This window comes from Rathayibacter sp. AY1A4 (assembly GCF_002930955.1).
Taxonomy (GTDB): Bacteria; Actinomycetota; Actinomycetes; order Actinomycetales; family Microbacteriaceae; genus Rathayibacter.
In genome coordinates this window covers 1-15,716 of sequence record NZ_PSTN01000018.1, presented here as the reverse complement: position 1 = coordinate 15,716, position 15,716 = coordinate 1, and the positions used below count along the sequence as shown (strand labels likewise).

Below are 15,716 nucleotides of genomic sequence, written 5' to 3'. Positions count from 1 at the left end.
TCGAAAGAATTCCTGCCGGACGCTTCGAGGGCCCCTCGCGGCGCTGGCCCGAGCGCCCGTGCCGGGCTAGCCTCCGACCAGGAGGTGCGGAGGATGGGCAGGCGCGGCGTGGTCCTCCTCCTCGCCGCCGCGGCGCTCACCACGGCGGCGGTCGCGAGCGTGCACGGCTCCCTCGCCCCCCGGGCGCCGGTCGCCGACCAGGCCGCCGCCGCCTCCGACGCCCCCGCCCAGTGCGACGACGCCCGGGAGCTGCTGGCCGCCTCGTCCGCCTTCGAGGGCGGAGCGGGCGTGCCGGCCGGCCACCTCGTGGCCTGCCTCGACGAGGACCACCGGCGCCTCACGATCCACAACCGCACCCCCGTCGTCTGGAGTCTCGGCGACTCCTCGGTGCGGGGCGTGACGAGCGGGACGGACGGAGTGACGGGGCTGCTGAGCCTGCACGCGTCGCAGTCCTCCTCCGGACTGCTCCTCGCACCCGGATCGGCGGCCTCGGTCTCGGCCGGCGACGGGAGGATCCGACCGCGGCCCGACGAGCCCTCGACCCGGCTGCAGCTCGCGCTCACCGCGGTGGTCGCGGCTCAGGATCAGGCGATCGGCCCCTCCGCCGGTCCCGACAGCATCATCCGCGGCGCCGCGCTCACCTGCGCGGTCGTGGTCGCGGAGTCGGACACCGGCTGGCGGGTGACCTCGCCGCGGGCTCTCGCTGCGGCGGCCGAGGACCCGGTGTGCGCGCGCGACTGGGCCCGCGCCCAGCGCAGCGCGGCGGCCTGGCGGATCGCCCTGCCCGGGCTCGTCGACGCCGTGGAGGCTCCCGGCCGCCCCGAGGAGGACACGGCGCTCCAGCGGGCCGCGGCCGACTGGTTCTCGGCCTCGAGCGGCTACTCGTGGGGCGGAGTCGACCGCCCCGCTCCCCTGCCCTGACCGGCGCCGCGCGCCTCGTCCGCCCGGGAACGCGGAACGGGCCGCCCTCCGCGAGGAGGACGGCCCGTTCGGCAAGAAGTTCGCGGTGTCATCGAGACCGCGCCCTGCTCCAGGAGGAGCTAGCGGCGCAGACCGAGACGCTCGATCAGCGAGCGGTAGCGGTTGATGTCCACATCCGACAGGTAGCCGAGGAGTCGACGACGCTGACCCACGAGCAGCAGCAGACCACGACGCGAGTGGTGGTCGTGCTTGTGCTCCTTGAGGTGCTCGGTGAGGTCCTTGATCCGCTTGGTCAGGACGGCCACCTGCACCTCGGGGGATCCGGTGTCACCGGGGTGGGTCGCGTACTCTTCGATGATCGCCTTCTTGACATCTGCTTCGAGTGCCATATATGGGATCCCCTCTCTCTCGTTGCGCGGTGCCCGGCGCCTGATGCGTGGGCTCTCTTGATCCGCGGCCGTCGAACGGCAACCGGACGACTCTACCAGAGGGAGGGCGGTATCAGGAGCCGGTGGCCCGGTTCCAGAGCACGACGAGCCACGGCGAGACCAGCAGCTGCCAGTAGACGAGCACGATGACGTTGAGGACCACGCCGATCCAGCCGGCGATGGGCGGGCGCTTCTCGCGACGCCGGGCGCGGAGGGTGGAGACGGCGAGCAGGATCCCGGCGAGCAGGACCGCGTGCACGAGCGCGGTGTAGAGCACGCCGACCAGCAGGTCGCTGACGGCCTGGTCGCCCGGGTAGGCGCCGAGCGAGATCAGGGCGTACCAGACGAAGAACGACAGCGGGACGGCGAGGACGGCCAGGAGGACCGAGACGATCCCGGCTCCGTAGCGGCGGAGGAACCCGCGAGCTCCCGAGGCCGTGGCACCGGTCCGAGCGGCTCCGGCGCGGACGCCGCCCGTGGAGCTGCGCCGACCGCCCGTGGCGGCCGCCGCGCGACGCGCGCCCGCCTCGGCGGCGGTGCGGATCGAGCGTCGCGAGGGGGCGGCTCCGGCTGCTCGCGGGGCAGGAGGACCCTGACGCCCGGGCGCGCCGTCGGATGACGTGCTCATGCCTCTCACCCTAGGGGATGACCCCTGAGCCCCCGGATCGACGCGACGCGGCCCGCCGGGGCGGCGGAGTCAGCAGAATGGAGCGAGTGAGCCAGACCCCCCGCGCCCCCCGGCGCAGCCACGTCCTCGACGTCTCCCCCCTCCGCGAGTCCCCGGCCTTCGCCCGGCTCTGGGCCGGCAACGTGATCTCGGGCATCGGCGGCCAGATGACGATCGTCGCGGTCGGCCTGCACATCTACGAGCTCACCGGATCGACCCTCGCGGTCGCGCTGGTCGGCGTGGTGGCGCTGGTCCCGACCGTGATCGCCGGCCTCTACGGCGGGATGCTCGCCGACGCGTTCGACCGCCGCCTGGTGCTCCTGCTCGCCGCGGTCGTGGCCTGGGGCTCGACCGCGGGGATCGCGGCCCTCGCCTGGCTCGGCGCCGAGACCCCGCTCTCCCTCTACGTGCTCACCGCCGTGAACGCGGTGGCGACGACGGTGATCGTGACCACCCGGATGACGCTGGCTCCGCGGCTGCTCCGCACCGAGCTGGTCCCCGCCGCCGCCGCGCTGGGCGGCATCGCGAGCGGAGTCGAGGTGACCGTGGGGCCCGCCCTCGCCGGCGTGCTGGTCGCCTCCTCCGGCTTCGCGATCACGTACACGATCGACGTCGTGCTGTTCCTCGCTGCGTTCCTCGGCATCGCGGGGCTGCCGGCGCTCGTGCCCGAGGGCGAGCGGCAGCGGCCGGGGCTGGAGTCCCTCCGCTACGGCCTGGGCTTCCTGAAGGGCGCCCCGAACATCCGGATGTCCTTCCTGGTCGACATCGTGGCCATGACCTTCGGACAGCCGCGCGTGGTCTTCCCGGCGGCCGCCGCCGTGCTGCTCGGCGGAGGCGCGGTGACGGTGGGCGCCCTCACGGCCGCGTTCGCGATCGGGGCGCTGATCAGCGGCGTCTTCTCCGGCCGGCTCACCGGGGTCCGCCGGCAGGGCCTCGCGATCGGCCGCTCGATCCAGGTGTACGGAGCGTTCGTGGTCGCGTTCGGCGCGGTCCTGCTCGGTGCCGCACTCGTGCAGCACGACGCGTCGGCGCCGAACGCGGTGCTCATCGCGCTGGCGGCGGTCGCCCTGGCCGGCGCGGGCGCCTCCGACAACGTCAGCTCGATCTTCCGGCAGACGATGCTGCAGACCGCGGTCCCGGACAACATGAGGGGTCGTCTCCAGGGCGTGTTCATCGTCGTGGTGACGGGCGGCCCGCGGGTCGGCGACCTCTACACGGGACTGCTCGCCTCGCTCGCGCTGCTCTGGCTGCCGCCGCTCGCGGGCGGGCTCGCGATCATCGCGATCCTCGCCGCGGTGCTGCGCCTGCGGCCGGGGTTCCGCGCGTACGACGCCCTCCACCCGACGGCCTGAGCGGAGGGGCGTCTCCCTCGAGCCGGATGGGACAGCGCGCCCGCCCGCTCGGCTCAGGCCGGCGGACGGGCGCGCCGGGGATCAGTCGCCGGAGGCCGCGTCGGCGCCGCCGCCGTCGGTCAGCCGGTCGTCCGAGACCAGTCCGCTGTCGTCGTCGCGGCCCTCGACCCGCACCGGGCGGTAGACGTGGAAGCCGTCGTCGTCGGGCTCCAGCTCCCAGACCACCTCGACCTCCTCGCCGTCGATGTCGGCCAGGCGGGTGAAGGAGCGCTGCGGGGAGCCGTCGATCATCTCGAGGCGGATGCTCTCCTGCTCCGCTCCGCTGTCGAGGATGGCGGTGTACGTCGATTCGGTGTCCATGCCTCGACGCTAGACACGCGCGGTGAGGCGTCGCCACCCCTTGCGGCGGCGCACGGTCCGCGTAGCGTCGGCACCATGACCGACACCGACATCACTCCCGCCGACTCCGACGACCGCGAGCAGATCACCGAGATGGTGAAGAGCGCCGGGATCGGGCTCCTCACCACCGTCAACGCCACCGGGCAGCTCGTCAGCCGTCCGCTCAAGGCCCAGGACATCGACTTCGACGGCGAGCTGTGGTTCTTCACGCAGGACCCGTCGCCCAAGGTCGACGACATCCGCGCGAACCCGAGCGTCAACGTCGCGTTCGAGTCGAAGAAGGGCTACCTGTCGGTGGCCGGCTCGGCGACCGTCGTGCACGACCCGGCGAAGGTGGACGAGCTGTGGTCCCCGGCCGTCGCCGGCTGGTTCCCCGACGGCAAGGACGACCCGACCGTCGCGCTGATCCGCGTCGAGGCCGAGACCGTCGAGCTGTGGGCGACCGACGAGCCGCGTCCGGTGGTGCTGTTCAAGGTCCTCAAGGCCGCCGTCACCGGCGGACAGCCCGACATCGGAGAGAACCGCACCGTCTCCTTCGAGTGATCCCTCCTCCGGGGCGCCGCCGGGGCGCGGCGCCTCGCGGGGAAAGGCGTCAGGCGCCGCCGAAGCGCTCGGTGCGGACGCGCTCGGGCGCGTGGCCCTGCTCGACCAGGGCGGTGGCGACGGCCTCGACGAACGAGGTCGGGCCGCACACGTAGACGGTCGGCTCGAGCGGGGCCGGCAGAGCCGCCTCGGCGAGCAGCTCCGGAGTGACGCGGCCGGCCGGACGCGCCGCTCCCGCCGGCGCCGCCCGGGTGAAGACGTGGTCCACCGCGACTCCGCCCGTCGCGGCCGGCCGCTCGGCGAGCGCCGCCAGCTCCTCGCGGTAGTAGGCGAAGACGGGCGAGCGGACCGAGTAGAGCAGCTGCATCCGCGCCGCGCTCCCGGACCGGGCGTGCTCGCGCGCCATCGCCATCAGCGGCACCACGCCGCTCCCGCCCGCGATCAGCTGCACCGGCTCCGCCTGCTCGGGGCGCCAGACGAACCAGCCGCCGATCGGACCGCGGATCTCGAGCCGGTCGCCCGCTTCGAGTCCGTCGACCAGGTACGGGGAGACCTCCCCGTCGTCCAGCCTCTCGACCGCGAGCTCGACCCGCTCCCCGTCGGCCGGGGCGCCGATCGAGTAGGAGCGGCTCGCCTGGTAGCCGTCGGGCGCGGTGAGGCGCACGTCGAGGTGCTGCCCCGCCAGGTGGCCCGGCCACCCGGGCACGCGGAGCACCAGGAGGCGCGACGTGGGCGTGAGCGGCGCGACCGACTCGGCCACCGCCTCCGTCCACATCACCAGTAGCGCTCCTCTTTCCAGGGGTCCCCGTGCATGTGGTAGCCGTTCTGCTCCCAGAAGCCGGGCTCGTCGCCGGGCATCAGGCGGAGCGTCCGGACCCACTTCGCGCTCTTCCAGAAGTAGAGGTGCGGCACCAGGAGCCGGGCGGGGCCGCCGTGCTCGGCCGCGAGGGGCTTCCCCTCGAACTCGGTGACGACCCAGGCCCTCCCGCCGCGGATCTCGGCGAGCGGGAGGTTCGTCGTGTAGCCGCCGAAGCTCTGCGCCATGACGAAGCCGGCGTCCGTCTCCAGGCCCTCCAGCAGCGTGTCGACCGAGACGCCGCGCCAGCTGGTGCCGAGCTTCGACCACCGGGTCACGCAGTGGATGTCGGTGTGCACGTCCTCGTGCGGAAGCGCGTCGAACTCCTCCCGGTTCCAGCGGCGGACGCCCGCGGGGCCGCCGTCGATGGAGAAGGCCCACTCGTGGATGTTCGGGGTGGGCCCGATCGAGAGGACGGGGAAGCCGTTCTCGAGGTGCTGGCCCGGCGGGAGGTCCGGGTTCGCCTCCCTCTTGCCGAAGAAGCCCCGCGTGATGATGCCCATGTCCGCCCTCGTCGTCCTCGGGGCCTGGCCCCGGATCGCTGGAAACCGCTCGTCGCGCTCACGCTACCGCTCGGCGCTACCGTATGCGGGCCCGCCGGGCGAGCCCGGGACCGTGTCGGACGTCGGTGCCAGGATCGGGGCATGAGACGAACCGTCGTGCCGCCGTACCTCCTCGTCCGCATCGCCCGCCTCGACGATCCGGCCTTCGCCCGGGCCGCGCGGGCCGCGAGCCGCTCGCTCGAGCAGGACGTGCCGTTCCGGCGCGTCCGGCCCGGAGAGCCCGCGCCCGACCGCGGGGCGCCGACCGCCGCCGCGACGTCCTCGCCGCGCACCCGCGTGCAGTCCCTCCAGCGCACCATCGCGGACGCGCGGACCGAGGAGACGCTGCCCGGCACGGTCGTCCGCCGCGAGGGCGAGGCTGCCACGGGGGACGCGGCCGTTGACGAGGCGTACGACGGCCTCGGCGCGATGTCGGCCTTCCTGCAGGGTGCGTACGGCCGCGACTCGATCGACGACGCCTGGCTTCCGCTCGACGCGACCGTGCACTTCGGCGACGACTATGACAACGCCTTCTGGGACGGCTCGCGGATGGTCTTCGGCGACGGGGACGGCCAGGTGTTCCGCCGCTTCACCGTCTCGCAGAGCGTGATCGGCCACGAGCTCGCCCACGGCATCACCGAGTACACGGCGAACCTCGTCTACCGCGGCCAGTCCGGAGCGCTCAACGAGTCGGTCTCGGACGTGTTCGGAGCCCTGCTGGAGCAGTACGGCGCGGGCCAGAGCGCAGATGAGGCGAGCTGGCTGATCGGCGAGGGGCTCTTCACCGACGAGGTGCAGGGCACGGCCCTGCGGTCGATGATCGCCCCCGGCACCGCCTACGACGACGACGTCCTCGGCTCCGACCCGCAGCCGGGCTCGATGGCCGACTACGTCGAGACCGACGACGACAACGGCGGAGTGCACATCAACTCGGGGATCCCCAACCGCGCGTTCGCCGTGGCGGCGACGACCCTCGGCGGGAAGGCGTGGGAGCGCGCTGGGCAGGTCTGGTACGACGTGCTGACCGGGGGCGTCCTCACCGCGACGGCCGACTTCGAGGCGTTCGCGGCGCTCACCGTGCGGGCCGCCGCCGAGCGCTACGGATCCGGCTCCGAGGTCGAGGCCGCCGTGCGCACCGGCTGGACGACGGTCGGCGTGACGCTGTCCGCCTGAGCCGGTCCGATCGAGGGCGGAGGCGGGTAGCATCGCGCGCATGGACGTCATCGTGTCGCGCAGCGGCGGATTCGCCGGCCTCCGCCGGGTGTGGCGGGTCGACGTCGAGCAGCAGCCCGACGAGGGCGCGTGGCGCGACCTGCTCGGCTCGCTCCCCTGGGACGCCGCCGACGGCGAGTCCCCCGGCCGGGCCGACCGCTTCGTCTACGAGATCCGCGTGCAGACGCGCCACGTCCGCCTCGGCGAGACCGAGCTCGACGGAGCCTGGCGCGAGCTGGTCGACCGCGTGAAGAAGGCGCAGCCCCGTTAGGAGCTGCGCCTTCTTCACGTGCTCGGAGCTACTTGGTGCCGAGCAGGTCGATCACGAAGATCAGGGTCTTGCCGGAGAGCGGGTGCCCTCCACCGGCCGGGCCGTACGCCAGCGCGGGCGGGCAGATCAGCTTGCGGCGGCCGCCGACCTTCATCCCCGGGATGCCCTGCTGCCAGGCGCGGATGAGGTTGTTGAGGGGGAAGTTGATCGACTGGTCGCGGCTCCAGGAGGAGTCGAACTCCTCGCCGCTGTCGTACTCGACGCCGAGGTAGTGGACCTCGACGGTCGAGCCGGGCTGCGCCTCGGCGCCGTCGCCGACGACGATGTCCTCGACGACGAGGGTGTCGGGGGCCGGGCCCTCAGGGGCGTCGACCTCGGGCTTGGTCAAGTTCTCGCTGCTCATGCCTCGATCCTACGGCGCTCGGAAGCGGAGTCTGGGAGCGGGCTGCGAGCACTCACTCCACGAGCGTGAGGCGCTGCGTCGGCCGGGTCATCGCGACGTAGAGCGATGCGGCGCCGCGCTCGCCGGTCTGCGCGATGAGGCGAGGCCGGGCGATGATCACGGAGTCGAACTCGAGACCCTTGGCGTCGTTCGTCGAGAGCACGGCGATCGCGCGGTCGAGCCCGGTCGCTCCGCGGCCCACCTCCCGGCCGAACCGCTCCTCGAGGCGCTCGGCGATCGCGGCGAGGTCGTCGTCGGGCGCGATGACCGCGAGCGTCCCCTCCGCCTCGATCGCCCGGTCCTCGACGACGGCCGCCAGCACGCGCTCCGAGAGGCTCGCGTCGCCGCGGTCGCGGATCGTCCGCACCGGCCACTCGGTGGAGCGCACGGCCTCCCCCGGCGTGATCTCCAGCCCGTTCTCGCGCGCCGTCCGCTCGGCGAAGGCGACGATCTGCGCGGGCGTGCGGTAGTTGACCGTCAGCTCCTCCAGGCGCCACGGCGCCGCCTCCACTCCCCGGCCCTGGCGGCCGAAGGTATCGCGGAGCGCGGCGTCCCAGCTCGAGGCGGCGGAGGCGCCGGACGCCTGCGCGACGTCGCCCACGATCGTGAACGAGCGCATCGGGCAGCGGCGCAGCAGCACCCGCCACTGCATCGGCGAGAGCTCCTGCGCCTCGTCGACCACGACGTGCCCGTAGGTCCAGGTGCGGTCAGCCGCGGCCCGCTCGGCGGTGGTGCCGAGCACCGAGCGCTCGGCGAAGCCGGCCGCGAGGTCCTTGGCGTTGACGAGGCCGTCGACGCCCATGTTGCGGATGGCGGCCTCCGCGTTCTCGACGTCGCGCTTGCGCTGCTCCTTCTCGGCCTTCTTCGAGGCGTCGGCGAGGTCGTCGTAGGCGCCGAGCAGCTCCGCGGCCTCGTCGAGCAGCGGTACGTCGGAGACCGTGAACGGAGCGTCGCGGTCTCGGCGGAGGAGGGAGCGCTGCGCGGCGGTCCAGCGCGGCGTGAGGGTCGCGAACCAGTTCGGACGGGCGTAGAGGTCCTGCAGCAGCTTCTCGGGGGTCAGCGGGATCCACGCGGTGTTGAGAGCGACGCGGACGTCGTGGGCGGTCCGCACGTCCTCGCGCAGCACCGCCTCGTCGGCCTCGTCGACCGTGCTGCCGTGGCTCCGCAGCTGATCGGCGAGCTGGCGGGTGAGCTGCGAGAGCAGCGTCTTGACGAAGGAGACGCGCGCCTCGTTGTGCGGCTTGCGGGTGTCGCGCGCGCGGGTGATCGCGCGCTCCACGTCCTGCGGCTCCAGACGGAGCTTCTCGCCGTTGACGTCGAGCACCTGGGTCTCGGCCGGGACGGTCTGGCGGGAGCGGACCGCGCGCTTGAGCAGCTCCGCCATGCGCGCCGAGCCCTTCACGCGGGCGACCGCGGGCACGTCCTCCTCGACGAGGTCGAGGCCCGGGTAGAGCTGGCCGAGCGTCGAGAGGACGACGCCCGTCTCGCCGAGCGAGGGCAGCACCGCCTCGATGTAGCGGAGGAAGGACCGCGAGGGGCCGACCACGAGCACGCCGGAGGAGGCGATGCGGTCGCGGTAGGAGTAGAGGAGGTAGGCGGCCCGGTGCAGGGCGACCGCGGTCTTGCCGGTGCCCGGCCCGCCCTGCACGACGAGCACGCCGCGCAGCTCGGACCGGATGATGCGGTCCTGCTCGCTCTGGATGGTCGCGACGATGTCGTGCATCCGGCCGGTGCGCTGCGCGCCGAGGGCCGCCATGAGCGCGCCCTCGCCCTGCAGCACGGTGCCCTCGCGCAGCAGCTCCTCGTCGAAGACCTCGTCCTCGAAGCGGAGGACCTCGCGGCCCCGAGTGGTGAGGTGGCGCCGGGCGCGCGTCCCCATCGGCCGGGCGGCGGTGGCCTGGTAGAACGCGGCCGACTGCGGGGCGCGCCAGTCGAGCAGCAGCGTGTCCTGCTCCTCGTCGCGCAGGCCGATCCGGCCGATGTAGCGGTGCTCGGCGTCGGCGTCCGCGAGCGTCAGCCGGCCGAAGGCGAGCCGGTCGTCGGCGCCGGTGAGCGAGCGGATGCGGTCCTCGTAGAGCCGCGCGTACGCGTCGCGCTCGGAGCGGCTCTGGTGGTTGCCGCCGACGCTCTCGATGCGGACGGTGTCCAGAGCCTCGCGGGCCTGGGCGATCAGCTCGTCGAGGCGGGCGTAGAGCGCCGCCACGTAGTCGCGCTCCCGAGAGAGCTCGGTGGCCTGCACAGTGCTGCCGTCCGTCATCGTCCGCCTTCCGAGGGTCCGCCGCCGCGGGCCGGGAGGCGCGGGATGCGCTCCGGGGGCCGCGGGAAAAGAGGCGGTCCAGTCTACCGAGCGATCCGAAGCGGCCCGTGCCGACAGCGGGATCCGGATGCCTCTTGCGCTCGGCGCCGCGGAGGAGCATCCTCTCTCTCACGAAGAGCTCGACGCCCCGTCCGAGCAGCCGGCCCTGCCGCTGCCGCAGGGCGTCGAGCTCTTTCTCGCAGGTGTCCGTCCTCCGTCCGGTCATCGACCGGGAAGAGAACCGGACGGCCCCGCGTTGCACGCCCCATGGCCACTCCGAGCAGCAGCGTCACCGCCCCCTCCCGCGCCTCGATCGACCTCACGGAGTCGGCACGCGCCGGCTGGGAGTCGTGGCTCGCCCGACGCGTCGAGCGCGTCACCGGACCCCGGGGCGATCTCGCCCTCGTCGAGACGCGCTGGCTCGAGCCCGGCGAGAGCGTCGACGACGAGCAGGCGCTGGCCGGCTACGGCCCCTCGGCGACCCTGACGCGGATGCGCCGCGAGAACCTCGACACCGGCGAGCCCGAGTACGGCTACCGCGTCTGGGACGCGGCCTCCGACGGCATCCGCTCCTTCGACGCCATCGAGACCTTCCCGTTCGACGCCGCCTGGGTGCTCGAGGCGTGGTTCGAGCCGGTCGCCGAGGACCGCACGGTCCCGTTCGAGCACCTGCGCGACAACGGCGCCACCCGCGAGCTCGTCGTGCCCGGCGACATCACCTTCTCGCTCGTGGACGACGGGCGCGCCCGCGAGTACACGGTCGCGGCGTTCGACGACGGCGGCACGCTCCTCGTCCCGTTCGGCGATCCGACCAACCGCAGCGACGACCCGGAGCTCGCGAGCTACCCCGTCGGCCGCTTCCTCGTCGTGCAGCGGATCGGCGGCGCGGCCGACGCGGGCACCCCCGGTCCGGTGCTCCTGGACTTCAACCGGGCCTACATCCCGCCGTGCGGCTTCTCGCCCCACTACAACTGCCCGCTGCCGCCCGCGCAGAACCGGCTCGGCGTGCCCGTGACGGCCGGCGAGCGCCGCGTGCGCAGCGCCTCCGCCTAGCGCGCCGGGGCTGAGCGGGGGCGGCCCCGGCTCAGCGGGTGAGCACCGCCCGGCGGGCGACGAGCTCGTCGAGCAGGACCTGCTCGTCGACCGCTCCGGTGCGTCCGCCGCGGCCGAGCAGGAGGTGCTGCCGGTGGTGCGCGAGCCGCGTCGCCGAGCGGAGGAAGTCCCGCATCGCCCGCGGCCGGTCCCCTCCCGCGCTCCGGGCCCAGCGAGCGGCGGTGCGGCGCCCCTCCGCGGTGCCGATCATCCGCACCTCGGCCGGCGAGAGCCAGCCGGCGACGGCGTAGTCGTCGAGCCGCTGGAGCGTCACGCGCCGCTCCTGCCGGCGCAGCAGCACCACCACGACCACGGCGACCGCGAACAGCGGCACCTGGACCACGCCGTAGAAGCCGAACCAGTCGGACACCAGGAACGACGAGCCGTTCCAGAGCGCGTGCAGGAACGCGGCGAGCGCCAGCCCGAGCAGGGCGATGGGCAGCCGCGCGACGGCGGGCCGGTTCGAGGCGAAGCCGAGGGCCGCGCCCGTGCAGGCGGTGAAGAGCACGTGCGCGAAGGGCGAGAGCACCCCGCGGAGGAAGAAGGTCACGGCGAGCGAGCCGAGACCGCCCTCCACCAGCGCGCTGCCGAAGTAGAGGATGTTCTCGACGAAGGCGAACCCGGAGGCGACGACGGCCGCGTAGACGATGCCGTCGACGGGTCCGTCGAAGGTCCGGCGCCAGATCAGCAGGACGAGGAGGACGCCGATCCCCTTGGCCGTCTCCTCGACCAGCGGCGCCTGGATCACGGCGCCGACGAAGTCGGATCCGCTCGGCTGCTGCCCGGACGCGTAGACGGCGATCTGCACGCCGAGGTCGACCAGGAGCGCGATCGCGACGGACCCGGCCGCGCCCCAGAGGAACGCGAACCACAGGCCCAGCGCGGGCTCCGGCTCCCACCGGTCGACCCAGCGGACGCCCAGCAGAACCACGGTCAGCGGGACGAGGGCGATGACCGCGCAGATCCCCGCGGCGCTGACGCCGAGTCCGAGAACCACGTAGGCGAGCACGAGCAGCAGCAGGATCCCGAGGAGCGCCACGCCGATCGAGCCGAGCACGGTCGGCACGACGGAGGGGCGGGCGGTGGCGGGCGGTGCGGGCGGCGGATAGGCGCTCATGGGGCCGACAGTAGGGCACGGGCGGGGTGCGCTGTCGGCGGTTGACACGCGCCGGGCGCGTGGAGGAGGGCCGGGGTGCGGACGCCCGTGTCCGATTCCCGCTCCTGCTCGACGTCGCCGCGTGCGAGGCTCGAGGCGTGCCCGACTCCGATCCGCTCTTCGAGGAGCGCTACCGCGCCGTCGCCTCCCGCGACTCCCGGTTCGACGGGCGGTTCCTGACCGGCGTGCACTCCACCGGCATCTACTGCCGTCCGAGCTGCCCCGCCATCACGCCGCGGCGCGCGAACGTGCGCTTCTACCCGACGGCCGCCGCCGCGCACGAGGCGGGGCTCCGCGCCTGCAAGCGCTGCCTGCCGGACGCCGTCCCCGGCTCCCCCGAGTGGAACCTGCGCGACGACACGGCGGCGCGCGCCATGCGTTTGATCGCCGACGGAGTGGTCGACCGCGAGGGGGTCGAGGGGCTGGCCGCCCGGCTCGGCTACGGCGCGCGCCACCTCGGCCGCATCCTGCGCGAGGAGCTGGGCGCGCCTCCGCTGGCCCTCGCTCGCGCCCAGCGCGCCCAGACCGCCCGGCTCCTGCTCACGAGCACCGACCTGCCCGTGTCCGACGTCGCCTTCGCCGCCGGCTTCACGAGCATCCGGCAGTTCAACGCGACCCTGGCGGAGGTGTACGAGCGGACCCCGACGGCCCTGCGCGCCTCGGCCCGCGGCACGCGCTCCGAGGCGAGCTTCCACGACGGCGCGACCACGCTGGAGCTCCGGCTGGCAGTGCGGGCTCCGTTCGATCCCGGGGTGCTCGACGTGCTCGGCGGCGCCGCGCTCCCGGGCATCGAGGAGGCGTCCCCCGGCGGCTACGCGCGCTCGCTCGTCCTGCCCGGGGGCGCGGCACTGGTGCGGCTGGCGGCGGACGGGGAGAGCGTCCGCTGCAGCGCGACGCTCGTCTCCGTCGCCGACGTCGGGCCGCTGGTCGCCCGGGTGAGGCGGCTGCTCGACCTGGACGCGGATGCCCGCGCGGTGGACGAGGCCCTCGCGGCCGATCCCGCACTCGCTCCGAGCGTCGCCGCCCGCCCCGGTGTCCGCGTGCCCGGCTCCGTCGACCCGGCCGAGACGCTGGTGCGCGCGCTGCTCGGCCGGCGGGAGGCCGCACGGCTGGTCGCGGCGCTCGGCGCGACGCTCCCGGAGTCCGTGGCGAGCGGACTGATCGCACGCGCCTTCCCCTCCCCCGCGGTGATCGCCGAGCACGCCGCCGACATGCTCCGCGGATCCGCCGACGTGCTGGTGCGGACCTGCACGCTGCTCGCCGAGGGAGCCCTGCGGCTCGACGCCGACCGGGAGGAGCTCGCCGAGCAGCTGCTGGCGGTCCCCGGGATCGACGCCGCCGCGGCGGGCGAGGTGGCGCAGCGGGCGACCGGAGATCCCGACGTCCTGCTCACCGGGGATCCCGTGCTCCGGCGGGGCGCGGCGGCGCTCGGCCTGCCCGCCGGCGAGCGCGGGCTGGCCGAGGCCGGGCGCCGCTGGGCACCCTGGCGCAGCTACGCCGGGGCGCGCCTCGCGGCCGCGGTCACGCCTCCGGCGCGGGGTCGATGATCGGGAGCGCCGCGGTCATCGCCTCGATGCCCGAGAGTCGGGCCGGCGAGATGAGCCTCATGACCTCTTCGCGCGACATCAACCCCGCCTCGACCACCAGGTCGGCGATGTTGCGGCCGGTCGCGAGGGCGGCCTTCGCGAGGGCGGCGGACGCGGTGTAGCCGATGCTCGGCGTGAGCGCCGTCACGACCCCGACCGAGGAGGCGACCATGGCCTCGAGCCGGTCGACGTTCGCGGTGATGCCGTCGATGCAGTTCTCGCGGAGCGTCCTGCAGGCCTGCGTCATCCAGGTGATGCTCTGCAGCAGCGAGTGCGCGATCACCGGCTCGAAGGCGTTGAGCTGGAGCTGACCCGCCTCGGCCGCCATCGTGACCGTGACGTCGGCCCCGGCCACCGAGTAGGCGACCTGGTTGACCACCTCGGGGATGACCGGGTTCACCTTGCCGGGCATGATGCTCGATCCCGCCTGGCGCGGAGGCAGGTTGATCTCACCGAAGCCGGCCTGCGGGCCCGAGGAGAGGAGCCTCAGGTCGTTGCAGATCTTGGACAGCTTGATCGCGGAGCGCTTGAGCGCGCTCGAGAACGACATGAAGACGCCGGTGTCGCTCGTCGCCTCGACGAGGTCCTGCGCCATCTCGAGGTCGAGGTCGGTGATCTCGTTGAGGTGGCGGACCGCGGCCGCGCCGTAGCGCGGATCGGCGGTGATGCCGGTGCCGATCGCGGTGGCTCCGATGTTGACCTCGGCGAGCAGCCAGATGGTCTCGGAGAGACGGGCGTGGTCCTCGCCGAGGGTCGTCGCGAAGCCGTGGAACTCCTGGCCGAGCGTCATCGGCACCGCGTCCTGCAGCTGCGTGCGGCCGACCTTCAGGACGCTGCCGAACTCGACCGCCTTGCGGGAGAACGACTCGCGCAGCAGCGCCAGCTCGTCGAGCAGGCGGCGCAGCGACCAGGTCATCGCGATCTTGATCGCGGTCGGGTAGACGTCGTTGGTGGACTGGCTGCGGTTGACGTCGTCGAGGGGGTGCAGGTGCGCGTAGTCGCCCCGCTCGAAGCCGCCGATCTCGAGTGCGACGTTGGCGACGACCTCGTTCGCGTTCATGTTCGTCGACGTGCCGGCGCCGCCCTGGATCACCCCGACCACGAACTGGTCGTGGAACTCGCCGTCGATGATGCGGCGGCACGCGGCCTCGATCAGCTCGGCCTTGGCGGGGGCGAGGGTGCCGAGCTCGGTGTTGGCCCGGGCGGCCGCGAGCTTGACCGTGGCGAGGGACCGGACGAGATCGGGGTAGATCGAGATGGGGCGCTTCGAGATCGGGAAGTTGTCGAGGGCCCGCGCCGTGTGGATGCCCCAGTAGGCCTCGGCGGGGATCTTCATCGAGCCGAGGGAGTCGCTCTCGGTGCGCGTTTCGGGGGTCTCGGTGTCGTCCAGGGCTCTGCCTTCCGGGTCGCGGTCGGGGAGGGTGCTCGGTGCGAGGGTCACGTCCAGCTCCGTTGCTGTCGTCGTGCGGCCCCGGAGGGTGCAGGGGGCTCGCGAACTGCGCGGCCAGCCTATCGCCGGGGCGCGGGGCGGCGGCGGACGCGGGCGCGGAGCGTCCGCTCGGCGGGCGCGGAACGACCGCGCCTCCCGCCGCCGGAGCGGACAGGAGGCGCGGGACGCGGGAAGCGGCGGATCAGCGGTAGTCGCTGCCCGACGCGAGGGCCGCGAGCGGCACGAGCACGACCACGACGAGCACGGCGATCGCGAAGAGCAGGACGAGGCCGAGCATGACGGAGTTGAGCACGATGCCCCAGATCGAGAGCGTGCGGCCGGTCGGCTCCCTCCGCAGGCCCAGGATGCCGAAGACGAGGCCCGCGGCCGGAGCGATCACGGTCAGTCCGAAGAAGACGGAGGTGACGCCGAGGATCAGGCTGGTGAGCGAGAACGGGGTCGAGGGCGCCGGGGCGAGCGCCGCGGGCGGGACGGCGGGGGTGCCGCCCGTGCTCCGGGTGCGC

Annotated in this window: 17 protein-coding genes; 7 read left to right on the top strand and 10 right to left on the bottom strand. The window is 73.9% G+C overall.

Translation table 11 applies throughout. The annotated features are described in order from the left end of the window. The first annotated feature begins 93 nt into the window (after nt 1–93). Nucleotides 94–921: a hypothetical protein gene (locus C5B92_RS11540; RefSeq protein ID WP_104224814.1), complete on the top strand. Its 828-nt coding sequence runs from the start codon at nt 94–96 to the stop codon at nt 919–921. 119 nt (nt 922–1,040) lie between these two features. Here the strand turns inward: C5B92_RS11540 and rpsO are convergent, their stop codons facing one another. Both rpsO and C5B92_RS11530 read right to left on the bottom strand, forming a co-directional pair. Continuing rightward, complete coding sequence (rpsO, locus tag C5B92_RS11535) at nt 1,041–1,310, bottom strand: 30S ribosomal protein S15 (protein ID WP_068252328.1); 270 nt, start codon at nt 1,308–1,310, stop codon at nt 1,041–1,043. Between the two features lie 112 nt (nt 1,311–1,422). After that, on the bottom strand, nt 1,423–1,977 hold the full coding sequence (locus tag C5B92_RS11530; RefSeq protein ID WP_104274064.1) for a hypothetical protein: 555 nt from the start codon (nt 1,975–1,977) through the stop codon (nt 1,423–1,425). Between the two features lie 86 nt (nt 1,978–2,063). Between C5B92_RS11530 and C5B92_RS11525 the strand changes: the two genes are divergently transcribed. Beyond that, on the top strand, nt 2,064–3,368 hold the full coding sequence (locus C5B92_RS11525) for an MFS transporter (RefSeq protein WP_258061373.1): 1,305 nt from the start codon (nt 2,064–2,066) through the stop codon (nt 3,366–3,368). 81 nt (nt 3,369–3,449) lie between these two features. On the opposite strand, the gene C5B92_RS11520 is transcribed toward C5B92_RS11525, so the two are convergent. Further along, nucleotides 3,450–3,728, bottom strand: a complete 279-nt coding sequence (locus tag C5B92_RS11520; RefSeq protein ID WP_104224817.1) for a hypothetical protein — start codon at nt 3,726–3,728, stop codon at nt 3,450–3,452. A 75-nt stretch (nt 3,729–3,803) separates the two neighbouring features. Between C5B92_RS11520 and C5B92_RS11515 the strand changes: the two genes are divergently transcribed. Then, the gene (locus C5B92_RS11515) at nt 3,804–4,310 is read left to right on the top strand and encodes a pyridoxamine 5'-phosphate oxidase family protein (RefSeq protein ID WP_104224818.1); all 507 of its coding nucleotides are present in this window, start codon (nt 3,804–3,806) and stop codon (nt 4,308–4,310) included. A gap of 49 nt (nt 4,311–4,359) precedes the next feature. Here the strand turns inward: C5B92_RS11515 and C5B92_RS11510 are convergent, their stop codons facing one another. Both C5B92_RS11510 and C5B92_RS11505 read right to left on the bottom strand, forming a co-directional pair. Then, nucleotides 4,360–5,085 (bottom strand): ferredoxin reductase, encoded by a 726-nt coding sequence (locus C5B92_RS11510; RefSeq protein WP_104255556.1) that lies wholly within the window; start codon nt 5,083–5,085, stop codon nt 4,360–4,362. Then, on the bottom strand, nt 5,085–5,669 hold the full coding sequence (locus C5B92_RS11505) for a molybdopterin-dependent oxidoreductase (RefSeq protein WP_104350416.1): 585 nt from the start codon (nt 5,667–5,669) through the stop codon (nt 5,085–5,087). The genes C5B92_RS11510 and C5B92_RS11505 overlap by 1 nt, the downstream gene beginning before the upstream one ends. Nucleotides 5,670–5,810: 141 nt before the next feature. Here C5B92_RS11505 and C5B92_RS11500 point away from each other — a divergent pair, with 141 nt between their 5' ends. Together C5B92_RS11500 and C5B92_RS11495 are read left to right on the top strand one after the other, a co-directional pair. Continuing rightward, nucleotides 5,811–6,881 carry a M4 family metallopeptidase gene (locus C5B92_RS11500; protein ID WP_104260613.1) on the top strand — a complete coding sequence of 357 codons (1,071 nt, stop codon included), beginning with the start codon at nt 5,811–5,813 and terminating at the stop codon, nt 6,879–6,881. Between the two features lie 40 nt (nt 6,882–6,921). Beyond that, nucleotides 6,922–7,191, top strand: a complete 270-nt coding sequence (locus C5B92_RS11495; RefSeq protein ID WP_104274067.1) for a protealysin inhibitor emfourin — start codon at nt 6,922–6,924, stop codon at nt 7,189–7,191. A gap of 28 nt (nt 7,192–7,219) precedes the next feature. Here C5B92_RS11495 and C5B92_RS11490 read toward each other — a convergent pair whose 3' ends face one another. Both C5B92_RS11490 and C5B92_RS11485 read right to left on the bottom strand, forming a co-directional pair. Next, on the bottom strand, nt 7,220–7,594 hold the full coding sequence (locus tag C5B92_RS11490; RefSeq protein WP_104267071.1) for an FKBP-type peptidyl-prolyl cis-trans isomerase: 375 nt from the start codon (nt 7,592–7,594) through the stop codon (nt 7,220–7,222). A 52-nt stretch (nt 7,595–7,646) separates the two neighbouring features. Beyond that, the gene (locus C5B92_RS11485; protein ID WP_104274068.1) at nt 7,647–9,890 is read right to left on the bottom strand and encodes a UvrD-helicase domain-containing protein; all 2,244 of its coding nucleotides are present in this window, start codon (nt 9,888–9,890) and stop codon (nt 7,647–7,649) included. A gap of 306 nt (nt 9,891–10,196) precedes the next feature. Here C5B92_RS11485 and C5B92_RS11480 point away from each other — a divergent pair, with 306 nt between their 5' ends. Further along, nucleotides 10,197–10,982: a DUF1684 domain-containing protein gene (locus C5B92_RS11480; protein ID WP_104233244.1), complete on the top strand. Its 786-nt coding sequence runs from the start codon at nt 10,197–10,199 to the stop codon at nt 10,980–10,982. A 31-nt stretch (nt 10,983–11,013) separates the two neighbouring features. On the opposite strand, the gene C5B92_RS11475 is transcribed toward C5B92_RS11480, so the two are convergent. Next, on the bottom strand, nt 11,014–12,138 hold the full coding sequence (locus C5B92_RS11475) for a PrsW family intramembrane metalloprotease (RefSeq protein ID WP_104233243.1): 1,125 nt from the start codon (nt 12,136–12,138) through the stop codon (nt 11,014–11,016). A gap of 137 nt (nt 12,139–12,275) precedes the next feature. On the opposite strand from C5B92_RS11475, the gene C5B92_RS11470 reads away from it, so the two are divergent. Next, nucleotides 12,276–13,724: a DNA-3-methyladenine glycosylase 2 family protein gene (locus C5B92_RS11470; protein WP_181028813.1), complete on the top strand. Its 1,449-nt coding sequence runs from the start codon at nt 12,276–12,278 to the stop codon at nt 13,722–13,724. On the opposite strand, the gene C5B92_RS11465 is transcribed toward C5B92_RS11470, so the two are convergent. Then, entirely contained in the window at nt 13,699–15,153 is a 1,455-nt protein-coding gene (locus tag C5B92_RS11465; RefSeq protein WP_258061382.1) for an aspartate ammonia-lyase, read from the bottom strand. The two genes, C5B92_RS11470 and C5B92_RS11465, sit on opposite strands and share 26 nt — an antisense overlap. A 241-nt stretch (nt 15,154–15,394) precedes the next feature. Next, the coding region (locus C5B92_RS17340; protein WP_104350415.1) for a DUF4190 domain-containing protein at nt 15,395–15,716 on the bottom strand (322 nt) is incomplete at its 5' end.